This is a genomic window from Deferrisoma palaeochoriense (assembly GCF_054656955.1).
Genome location: NZ_BAAHXI010000100.1, coordinates 1 through 7,681, shown reverse-complemented (window position 1 = coordinate 7,681; position 7,681 = coordinate 1). Strand labels below are relative to the sequence as shown.

General features: G+C 75.1%; 5 protein-coding genes. 2 read left to right on the top strand and 3 right to left on the bottom strand.

Features of this window, described 5'->3' with window-relative positions; all coding sequences use genetic code 11:
• The first annotated feature begins 166 nt into the window (after nt 1-166).
• Nucleotides 167-2,089, top strand: a complete 1,923-nt coding sequence (locus ACYQ8L_RS17525) for a PAS domain S-box protein (protein ID WP_459943112.1) — start codon at nt 167-169, stop codon at nt 2,087-2,089.
• Nucleotides 2,090-2,130: 41 nt separating this feature from the next.
• Nucleotides 2,131-5,388, top strand: coding sequence for a M20/M25/M40 family metallo-hydrolase (locus ACYQ8L_RS17520; protein WP_459943111.1), 3,258 nt, complete (start codon nt 2,131-2,133; stop codon nt 5,386-5,388).
• 224 nt (nt 5,389-5,612) lie between these two features.
• Here the strand turns inward: ACYQ8L_RS17520 and ACYQ8L_RS17515 are convergent, their stop codons facing one another.
• The 3 genes from ACYQ8L_RS17515 to ACYQ8L_RS17505 form a co-directional block, all read right to left on the bottom strand.
• Complete coding sequence (locus ACYQ8L_RS17515; protein WP_459943110.1) at nt 5,613-5,810, bottom strand: hypothetical protein; 198 nt, start codon at nt 5,808-5,810, stop codon at nt 5,613-5,615.
• Between the two features lie 170 nt (nt 5,811-5,980).
• On the bottom strand, nt 5,981-6,730 hold the full coding sequence (gene bioD / locus ACYQ8L_RS17510) for a dethiobiotin synthase (RefSeq protein WP_459943109.1): 750 nt from the start codon (nt 6,728-6,730) through the stop codon (nt 5,981-5,983).
• The coding region (locus ACYQ8L_RS17505) for an aminotransferase class I/II-fold pyridoxal phosphate-dependent enzyme (RefSeq protein ID WP_459943108.1) at nt 6,727-7,681 on the bottom strand (955 nt) is incomplete at its 5' end. The genes ACYQ8L_RS17505 and bioD, both read right to left, overlap by 4 nt.

Below are 7,681 nucleotides of genomic sequence, written 5' to 3'. Positions count from 1 at the left end.
AATCGTGCCGGCCCTCAAAATGGGGCGCGGGGTGAGGGCCCCGGGGGGGTGAATTATTATCGACCACCGGGCGCCCCCCCCGCGGGCGCCCCCCCCCCCGCCGCCGGGCCTCCCCCCCCCCCGGGGGGGCCGGGGCCCGGGGCGCGCCCCGCCCGCTTCCGGCGCCATGACCGACTCCCCCCCGTTCCTCCCCACCGATTTCCACGCCGGCCTGCTGGACGCCGTGGACGACGCCGTGTTCGTCCACCACCCGGCCGACGGCCGCATCCTCTACGTGAACCGGGCCGCCTGCGAGCTCTACGGGTGGTCCCGGGAAGAGATGCTCGACCTCCAGATCGGCGACCTGAGCGAGGGCACGCCTCCCTACTCCCAGGCGGACGCCGCGGCCTGGGTCCGGAAGACCCGCCTCGAGGGTCCCCAGCGGTTCGAGTGGAGGGCCCGGGCCCGGGACGGGCGGGTGTTCTGGGTGGAGGTGTGCCTGCGCCGGGCCGAGGTCCGGGGCGCCGACCTCGTGGTGGCGAGCGTCCGGGACATCGACCAGACCAAACGGGTGCGGGACGAGCTCAGCCTGGCCCGGGAGCGGATGAACGCGGCCTTCGAGCACGCCCCCGTGGGGATGAGCATCGCGACCCCCGAGGGGGTGTTCCTGCGGGTGAACCCGGCCCTGTGCCGCATGCTGGGGCGCAGCCGGGAGGATCTCGTGGGGAGCACGTTCGACCGCCACACCCACCCCGAGGACCGGGAGGTGAGCCGGGAGTGCCTGGAACGGCTCGTGGCCGGCGAGGTGCCCTTCTACAGCCTCCGGAAGCGCTATGTGCGCCCCGACGGCACCGACGCCTGGGTCGAGACCCACGCCTCGCTGGTGCGCGACGCCGAGGGGAGGCCGCTCCACGTGCTGTGCCAGATGGTGGACCTCTCGCTCCAGCGGGCGGCCGAGGTGGAGCGCGAAAAGCTTCAGCACCGGCTGCGGCGCTCCCAGCTCCTGGAGGCCATGGGCCGGCTCGCGGCCGGGGTGGCCCACGAGTTCAACAACATCCTGGGGAGCATCCTCGGCGCCGCCTACGTGGGGCGGCTCGACCTTCCGGCCACGAGCCCGGCCCGGGAGGAGTTCGACCGGATCGCCGGGCTGTGCAAGCGGGGGGGCGAGATCACCCAGCGGCTCCTGGCCGTGGCCCGGCGCGAGGCGGGCCCCCCGGGGACGGCCTCGGTGGGGGAGTGCCTCGAGGAGATCCGGGTGCTCCTGGAGCACACGCTCCCGAAGACCATCGCCCTGCGGTTGGAGGTGGAGCCCGGCCTCCCGCCGGTGGCCGCGGACGCGGCGGGGCTCACCTCGGTGCTCCTGAACCTGTGCCTCAACGCCCGCGACGCCATGCCCCGGGGGGGCACCCTGCGGATCCGGGCCGCCCGAAGCGACCGGGACGGTTCCCGGGGCGTGGCGATCGAGGTCCAGGACACCGGTGCCGGGGTGGCGCCCGAGATCCGGGACCAGATTTTTGAGCCGTTCTTCACCACCAAATCCGAGGGCCACGGCGCCGGGCTGGGGCTGGCCGAAGCCCACGCCTCGGTGAGCGCGTGGGGGGGAGACCTGGACCTTGCGGCCACGGGCCCGGGGGGAAGCACGTTCCGGGTGTGGCTGCCCGAGGCCTCCGGGGCGCCCGAGGAGCCGGCCCCCGCCCCGCCGCGGCAGGAGCCCGGCCATCCCCTGACCCCCGCTCCGGTGCTCGTGGTGGAGGACGAGGAGGGGGTCGGGGACCTCGTGGAGGTGGTCCTCTCCCGGTCCGGGTACCGGGTGGAGCGGACCCGCACGGGGCTCGAGGCCCTGGAGCGGCTTCGCCAGGGGGAACCCCCGGGGCTCCTGGTGCTCGACCTCATTCTCCCCGAGTTCGACGGGACCCGCCTCTACCGGGTGGTGCGGGGGCTCCTGCCCGAGCTGCCGGTGGTCGTGATCACGGGCCGGGAGGACCTGGCCGCCAAGGCCGTGCCGCCGGGCTGCCCGGTGCTCGCAAAACCCTTCGGCGGCGACGAGTTCCTGCGGGCGGTGGAGGAGGCCCTCCGGCCGGCCGAGCCGGCAAGAGGCGCGGGCCCCTGAGGTCCCCGATGTCCCTTCGGTCGTTTCCGAGATTCGCACCCATGCGCCGTCTGATCGCCCTGCTCCTCCTGACCCTCACCCCGCTTGCCGCCGCCGCGGCCGGGCCGGTCCACCACGAGCTGCGGGTCCGGCTCGACCCCGTGGCCGGCACCCTGGAGGCCGAGGATCGGGTCGGCCTGCCCGGGGCCCTCCGGGCGGTGGAGTTCCGGCTCCACGGGGACCTGGAGCTCCTGGAGCCCGCGGCCGAGCGGATCGGCGCCGAAGGGCTTTGGGCCCGGTACCGGCTCGAGCCCCCGACGCCCGCGACGGACCTCCGGTTCCGGTACCGGGGCCCCATCCGCCACCCGCTCTCCGATCCCGAGGACTACGCCCGGGGGTTTCGCACCACCCCGGGGCGGATCTCGGAGGAGGGGGTGTACCTATCGGGGGCGAGCGGCTGGTACCCGGCCTTCGGGGACGGGCTCGTGACCTTCCGGCTCGAGGCCGAGATGCCCCCCGGCTGGCGCGCCGTGAGCCAGGGGGGCGGGGACCCCGGGGGCGAGGGGCCGGCCCGGTGGTCCTGCGAGGTGCCCCAGGACGAGATCTTCCTCGTGGCCGCGCCGTGGTACCTGTACCGCCGGCCGGCCGGCCGGGCCGAGATGCAGGCCTACCTGCGGCAGGACGACCCCGGGCTCGCCCAGAAGTACCTGGAGGCCGGGGTGTCGTACCTGGGGCTCTACAGCGAGCTCATCGGGCCCTACCCCTATCCCAAGTTCGCCCTGGTGGAGAACTTCTGGGAGACCGGGTGGGGCATGCCGTCGTTCACGCTCCTGGGGCCCCGGATCCTCCGGTTCCCGTTCATCCTCCACTCCTCGTTCCCCCACGAGATCCTCCACAACTGGTGGGGGAACGGGGTGTTCGTGGACTACGAGGCCGGGAACTGGTGCGAGGGGCTCACGGCGTACCTGGCCGACCACCTGATCCAGGAGAACCGGGGCGCCGGGGCCGAGTACCGCCAGACCACGCTCCAGAAGTACGCCGACTACGCGGCCCGGGGCCGGGACCTCCCGCTTCGGGCGTTCACGGCCCGCCACAGCTCCTCGTCCGAGGCGGTGGGGTACGGCAAGGGGCTCATGGTGTTCCACATGCTCCGCCGCCGCCTGGGCGACGGGGTGTTCGTCGAGGGGCTCCGGCGGCTCTACCGCGACCACCGGTTCCGCCGGGCCTCCTGGGACGACGTGCGCTCGGCCTTCGAGGCGGCATCGGGCCGGGACCTCGCGGGCTTTTTCGGGGCGTGGGTGGACCGGCCGGGCGCCCCCGACCTGGAGCTCCGGCGGGCCGAGGCCCGCCGGCGGGGTGGGCGGTGGAAGGTGGAGATCGAGCTTCTGCAGCGCCAGCCCGAGGCGGCGTATCCCCTGCGGGTGCCCGTGGCCGTGACCCTGGAAGGGGAGCCGCGGGCCCGGTGGGTCGAGGTGGAGCTCGAGGGGCGGTTCGGGGCCTGGGAGGGGTGGTTCGAGGCCCGGCCCCTGCGGCTCGACGTGGACCCGGCCTACGACTGCTTTCGCCGGCTCGACCCCCGGGAGATCCCGCCGGCCCTGAGCGGGGCCTTCGGCGCCGACCGGGTGGCCGTGGTGCTCCCCTCGGCCGCCGGCGAGGGGCTGCGCCGGGCCTACGAGGAGGCGGCCCGGGCCTGGGCCCAGGGCCAGGAGGGCGCCTGGGAGGTGATCCCCGACACCGAGCCCCTGCCCGAGGCGGGGGCGGTGTGGATCCTGGGGTGGGAGAACCGCCACCTCGGGGCCTTCGCCGAGGCGGCCCGGGAGTACGGGGTGGTCTTTTCGGAGCAGGGGGTGGCCTGGGACGGCAACGGGGCCCACCGGCCCAGCGACACCGCCGTGCTCGTGGTCCGGCAACCGGGGAACCCCGGCGCCGTGCTCGCCTTCGTGGCCGCACCCGAGGCCGCGTTGCCGGGGCTCACCCGGAAGCTTCCCCACTACCACAAATACAGCTTCCTCGTGTTCGAGGGCGACGAGCCCGCCAACGTGGCCAAGGGCCGCTGGCCGGTCACCGACTCGCCCCTCACGGCCCAGTTGGGCGAGGCCCCCGCGGCCCGGGCGGCCCTGCCCGAGCGGGAGCCCCTGGCCCGGCCGCCGCCGGCCTTTTCCGCCGAACGGCTGCGGCAGACCGTGGAGTTCCTGGCCGCGCCCGAGCGGGACGGCCGGGGGTTCGGCACCCCGGGCCTCGACGCGGCGGCCGACTGGATCGCCCGCCGGATGGCCGAGGCCGGGCTCGAGCCGGCCGGGGACGGGGGCGCGTGGTTTCAGGCGTTCCGGGCCGTGGGGGGGGAGCCCGCGCGGGAGGCGGTGCTCCGGAACGTGGTGGGCCGGGTGCCCGGAGCCGATCCGGAGCTCCGGGACACGGCCGTGGTGGTGGGGGCCCACTACGACCACCTGGGCTACGGCTGGCCCGACGCCCGGGCCGAGGACCGGGGGAAGCTCCACCCCGGGGCCGACGACAACGCGAGCGGGGTCGCGGCGCTTCTGGAACTGGCCCGGGCGGTGGCCGGCGCCCGGCCGGCCCGCACCGTGGTGTTCGTGGCGTTCGCGGGGGAGGAGGCCGGCCGGCTGGGCTCGAAGCACTTCGTGGCCCAGGGCCGGCCGGTGCCGCCGGATCGGACCCTGGCCATGGTGAACCTGGACACCGTGGGCCGTCTGGGCGACGGGAAGCTTCTCGTGCTCGGCACCGGCACGGCCCGGGAGTGGGTGCACATCGCCAACGGCGCGGGCTACGTGACGGGCGTGCGGGTGGAGCCCGTGGCCCGGGACGTGGGGGGGAGCGACCAGGTGAGCTTCGTGGAGGCCGGGGTCCCCGCGGTGCAGCTCTTCACGGGGCCCCACGCCGACTACCACCGGCCCACCGACACCCCGGACAAGCTCGACTACACCGGGCTGGTGCGGGTGGTCGAGGTGGCCCGGGAGTTCGTGGCCTACCTGGCCGACCGCCGGGAACCCCTCACGCCGGCGGACGCGAAGGCCCCGACCCCGGCCGGCCCGGGCCGGCGGAAGGTGAGCCTCGGCACCGTGCCGGACTTCGCCTTCCCGGGCCCCGGGGTGCGGCTCTCGGGGGTGACCCCGGGCTCCCCGGCCGAGGCGGCCGGCCTCGAGGAGGGGGACGTGATCGTGGGGCTGGGATCCGAGGAAATCCAGAGCCTGGCCGACCTGGGCCGGGCCCTCAAGGCCCACGCCCCGGGCGACCGGGTGGAGGTGGTCTACCGCCGGAACGGCGAGGAACGGCGGGTGGAGGTGGAGCTCCAGGAGAGGTGAGGGGGGCGAGACCGTTGGGACGCTAGGACGCGTGGACGTGCGGACGTTAAGGCGGGGCGGCTAGGTAGCCGGCGGGAACGAAGGCCGTCCGTCGTAGGGCGTTCGTCGTTGGGCGTCGGGCTGAAACGACCTACGACCTACGACCCACGGCAGTTCCCCCGTCCTCGCGTCCCAACGTCCCGGCGTCCGCACGAAAAAAGCCGGCCCATCGGGCCGGCTTTTTTCTACTCACACCAAGAGCGGCCGTAGGTTCGTACGACCCTCCGCGGAGCCTCGGGTTGCCGCCGAAGCACCCGCCGCCACGCCGCGAACCGCCGCTGGGTCTCCCGGGCGAACCGGTAGGCCGCCTCGGGGGCAAGGGTCAGCGTGGTCAGGACCACGGCGGTCACGAGGGTGGGAAGCACGGCGACAACGATCTCCATTCAAGGCTCCTTCCGGGCGGCCAGCGGCGCCCGTCGGTGGGATTCGGCGGGGAGGATAAGGATTTCGCCGCCCCGTGTCAAGGGAAAAGAGGAGTGGAAAGGTAGTCTATGGCTGGGCGGCTAGGCGGCGAGGCGGCTAGGCGGCGGAGAGGCCGTTCGTCGTTTGTCGTTCATCGTTGGTCGTTGGGCTGAAACGACCTACGACCCACGACCCGCGACCTCCGGCAGTTCCCCGATTCACGGCAGTTGACCCGTCCCAACGCTCCCCACACCCCCTCCGGCAGCTCCGTCTCGCCGTGCCCCAGCACCCCCAGGAGCCGCACCTCGGGGTAGGCCGCGAGCACCTCGGGGTTCGTGGCCTCGGCCGGGGTCGAGGGGGGCTGGGTGGCCGAGAGCACGGTGCCCAGGAGCTCGACGCCCCGGTCCCGGAGGTAGCGGGCCGAAAGGAGGGTGTGGTTGATCGTGCCGAGCCCGAGCCGGCCCACGAGGAGCACCGGAAGCCCCCGGCCCCCGATCCAGTCGGCGAAGAGCAGGCCCTCGGCAAAGGGCACGAGGAGCCCGCCCGCCCCCTCGACGACCACCAGGTCGTGGCCCGCCGCGAGCTCGGCGAGGCGCCGGTCCACCACGACCGGGTCCACGGCGCGGCCCTCCCGCCGGGCGGCCACGGCCGGGGCCAGGGGCTCCCGAAACCGAAACGGGCAGATCCGGTCCAGGGGCTCGGCGCACCCGGCGGCCGCGGCCAGGGCCAGGGCGTCGGCCGGCCGGTCCGGGTCGTCGCACCCGGTCTCGGCGGGTTTCAACACCCCCACCCGAAGGCCGCGGGCCACCAGGCCCCGGGCCAGGGCGCAGGCCACCCGGGTCTTCCCGACCCCGGTGTCGGTGCCGGCCACCACGAGGGCCCGGGGGAACGCGGGGGTCATGCGGCCGCCTCGGCCTCGCGCCGGCGCAGATCGGCGAGCGCCTCCACCAGGGCGTCCACGTCTGCGGGGTCGTGCTCGCTCGACACCGTGATCCGAAGCCGGCTCGTGCCCTGGGGCACCGTGGGGGGGCGGATCGGGTGCACCCAGAACCCCCGGTCCCAGAGCGCCTGGGCCCAGGCCAGGGCCGCCCCGTTGGAGCCCAGCACCACCGGAACGATGGGGGTCGGGTGGTCGTCCACGGCGAACCCGGCCTCCCGGAGCCCCTCCCGGAGCCGCCGGACCCGGGCCCCGAGCCGCTCGACCCGCTCGGGCTCGTCCCGGAGGACCTGGAGCGCCGCCCGGGCCGCCCCGAGGACCGGGGGCGGCAGGGCCGTGGTGTAGATGAGGCTCCGGGCCCGGTTCACCAGGAGGTCCCGCACGGGCCCGGCGCAGGCGACGAAGGCGCCGAAGGCCCCCAGGGCCTTGCCCAGGGTGCCCATGACCACCAGGTCGTCCCCCTGCACCCCGAAATGGTGCAGGGTGCCCCGGCCGCTGCCCACCACCCCGGTGGCGTGGGCGTCGTCCACCACCACCAGGGCCCCGTGGGCCCGGGCGGCCTCCAGGATCTCCGGCAGGGGGGCGAGGTCGCCGTCCATGCTGAACACCCCGTCGGTCACCACGACCTTGCGGGGCTCGCCGGCGTGGCGCTCGAGGCGGCGGGCCAGGTCGGCCGGGTCGGCGTGGCGGTACACCTCCACCCGGGCCCGGGCGAGCCGGCAGCCGTCCACGATGGAGGCGTGGTTGAGCTCGTCCGAGAAGATCACCCCGCCCCGGCCCAGGGCGGTCAGGAGCCCCAGGTTCGCCTGGTACCCCGAGTTGAAGAGCACCGCGTGCCCGAACCCCTTGAGGTTCGCCAGGTCCTCCTCGAGCTCGGCGTGGAGGCCCAGGGTGCCGGTGATGAGCCGGCTCGCC